This is a genomic window from Kitasatospora cheerisanensis KCTC 2395, from assembly GCF_000696185.1.
GTDB lineage: Bacteria > Actinomycetota > Actinomycetes > Streptomycetales > Streptomycetaceae > Kitasatospora > Kitasatospora cheerisanensis.
In genome coordinates this window covers 6,339,289-6,341,922 of record NZ_KK853997.1, presented here as the reverse complement: position 1 = coordinate 6,341,922, position 2,634 = coordinate 6,339,289, and the positions used below count along the sequence as shown (strand labels likewise).

General features: G+C 73.5%; 3 protein-coding genes and 1 pseudogene. 3 read left to right on the top strand and 1 reads right to left on the bottom strand.

Annotated features, from left to right (window positions below; translation table 11 throughout):
* Window positions 1-260, top strand: a pseudogene (locus tag KCH_RS28530) (hypothetical protein); the annotation flags it as partial.
* A 39-nt stretch (window positions 261-299) separates the two neighbouring features.
* Here KCH_RS28530 and KCH_RS28525 read toward each other — a convergent pair.
* Window positions 300-809: an RICIN domain-containing protein gene (locus tag KCH_RS28525; protein ID WP_035867676.1), complete on the bottom strand. Its 510-nt coding sequence runs from the start codon at window positions 807-809 to the stop codon at window positions 300-302.
* A 294-nt stretch (window positions 810-1,103) separates the two neighbouring features.
* Between KCH_RS28525 and KCH_RS42760 the strand changes: the two genes are divergently transcribed.
* Window positions 1,104-1,466 carry an effector-associated constant component EACC1 gene (locus tag KCH_RS42760; RefSeq protein ID WP_051653552.1) on the top strand — a complete coding sequence of 121 codons (363 nt, stop codon included), beginning with the start codon at window positions 1,104-1,106 and terminating at the stop codon, window positions 1,464-1,466.
* On the top strand, window positions 1,459-2,616 hold the full coding sequence (locus KCH_RS42755; protein ID WP_167574141.1) for a caspase family protein: 1,158 nt from the start codon (window positions 1,459-1,461) through the stop codon (window positions 2,614-2,616). Before KCH_RS42760 ends, KCH_RS42755 begins: the two co-directional genes overlap by 8 nt.
* Window positions 2,617-2,634 lie beyond the last annotated feature (18 nt).

Genomic DNA, 2,634 nt, shown 5'->3' with positions numbered 1-2,634 from the left:
AGGTCCACCGCTCGCTGCGCGCCACCGAGTTGTCCCTCTCCTACCTGCGCGCCTCGCTGCGCGCCCGGCCCGCCGGCGAGCACCGCACCATCGGCGTCTCGCTCCTCCAACTCGCCCACCTGGAACTGGACGCCGGGAACATCCACCAGGCCCGCCGCGCCTACGCCAGCTTCCGCGAACGCCAGGACGCCCTGCGCTCCCCCGCCACCTCCCTCCAACTCTCCCGCCTGGAAGGCCGCTTCACCCGCCTCGGCGGCTAGCGTCCGTTGCGGCCGTGGCCGGCACCTTCGGCACGCGCATCAGCCGAGCGGGAACCAGTCCTGGTTGTCGCCGCTCCAGCAGTCCCACTGGCGACCGGGGGCGCCGTTGCTGTAGTTCCCGAGCGCGATCTCCAGGCACTTGCCGCTGTCCGCGTTGCGCAGGGTGTAGCCGGCGCCCGGGATGTGGGTCCAGTCCCACTTCTGGTTCGGGCCGCCCCAGCAGTCCCACTGCCGGACGGTGGTGCCGTTGTTGTGGTCCCCCAGGGGGACTTCCAGGCACTTGCCGGTGCTGACGTTGACCAGCGAACCCGCGGGCCCGGCGGCCACGCTCCACCGCTGGTTGGTGCCGTACCAGCAGTCCCACTGCCGGGCGGTGGCGCCGTTGGTCCGGTCGCCGAGGGCGATCTCCAGGCAGTGGCCGGTGTTGCTGCCCAGGGAGATGACGTCGGGGTAGGGGCGGGAGGAGGAGGCGCCGGCGGTGGGGACGCCCACGGTCAGTGCGAGACCGAGGCCGAGGACGGCAGCTGCTGTGCGGCTTCCGAGAGCCATGTGTGGAATCTCCGTCGAGTACGAGCCGATGGAACGGGTGCCGCGCGGACGGCCGGAACCTGCCCTGCCCCCCGCGCCCACCCGGGCGGGTAGCGTAGTGGCCGACCGGGCCCCGGCTCCAACGCGTTTCGCCGTCTGCGGGCCGTGCTCCCGCGCCGCGTACGGGCCGAGGTGTGGGGCGCCCCGTACGGCGGGCGGTGCCGGTGCGGCCGGCGCTCGACAGCGTGGTGATCTCCGGCGAACATGGGGCCGTCCGCGTGCGGTGCGGGCGAACGACGGGACAGGGGTGGCGAGTTGGACGCACGGATCGGTGTCGTCGGCGGTGACGGTGACGAGCTGTCGTCGCTGTACACGTGGCTGGTCGACGAGGACGGGCTGCGGGGGCGGGTCCGGGTGGAGCGGCGGCCGATCGGGGCGACCGAGCTCGGGGCCGCGGTCGATCTGCTCTCGGTGGCGCTCGGGGCGGGCGGGGCGGGTTCCGTGCTCGGCACGGCGCTCGTCACCTGGCTGCGGAGCCGCCGCACCTCCGCCAGGATCACCGTCGAGGTCGGCGAGCGCTCGGTCACCCTGGAGATCGACAGTCTGCGGGACACCCGGGCGCTGCTGGAGCAGGTGCTGCGGCAGGGGCTCGACGAGGGCGACGGCCGCGATGTCTGACGCCGCGCCACCCGAGGGGTCGCACGCGGTGCTGATCGGCGTCGCGGAGTACGAGCACCCGGACTTCCCGCCCGTTCCGGCCGCCCGCAACAGCGTCCGGGCGATGAGCGCGCTCCTGCGCGATCCGGAGCTGTGCGGCTGGCAGGACCATCAGCTGACCGTCATCGAGGACGTGTCCTCGGGGGCCGAACTCGCCGGCCGGGTCGCGGACGTCGCCGAGCGGGCCACCGGCACGCTGCTGCTCTACTACAGCGGGCACGGCATGCTGACGCCCTCCGGAGACCTGTGCCTGGTGATGCCGGGCACCCGGCCGGACCGTCCCACCATCACCGGCCTGCCGTGGGGGAACCTGGCGGAGGCGATGCGGCTGAGCCCGGCCAGGTCCAGGATCACCATCCTCGACAGCTGCTTCGCGGGCCGGGCGATCGAGGTGCTCACTCCGGAGGCGCAGGCCCTGGCCGACCTCGCGGAGGTCGAGGGCGTCTACACGCTGACCGCCACGACCCGCAACCGCACCGCCCATGTCCCGCCGCTCGCCGAACAGTTGGACCGCCCCACCACGTTCACCGGGCAGCTGTGCGACCTCATCCGCACCGGCATCCCGGGCAAGCCCGAGCAGCTGACCCTCAACGACATCTACCCCGCGCTGCGGGCCGGGCTGAAGGCCGCCGGCCTGCCCGTCCCGCACCAGCGCGGAACGGGCGGCGTCGGCCAGATCGTCTTCGCCCGCAACGCCGCCCGGCCGGCCCTCCCCGAGCCCGTGATCAGCGGCAACCCGGTGATCCTCGAACGGGGCACGCCGTTCGAGGGCCGCGTGGCCCGCGTGGTGGCCGCCTGGGCGGGCCGCGGCCGCTCGAAGGACTGGCTCGTCACCGGCCGGGCCTTCTTCGCCGCCTACCTCTGGTCCCTCGACGAGAAGAAGCGGGGCCGCACCCTCGACGCCCTCACCAGTGCCTACGTCGACGCCTCCTACCGGGCCCTCGGCGGCTCCGCCGGGTGGTCCGAGATCCTCTGGCAGCGGGCGCGCTGCGCCTGCCACGACGAGCGGTGGAAGGTGGAGAACCTCACCATCTGCCTCAACTGCCTCCGCTACCAGTGCATCTACCTCGACTCGACCTGCGAGGCGTGCGGCGGCCGGATGGTCGGCTAGGGCCCGTCTTCAAACCCG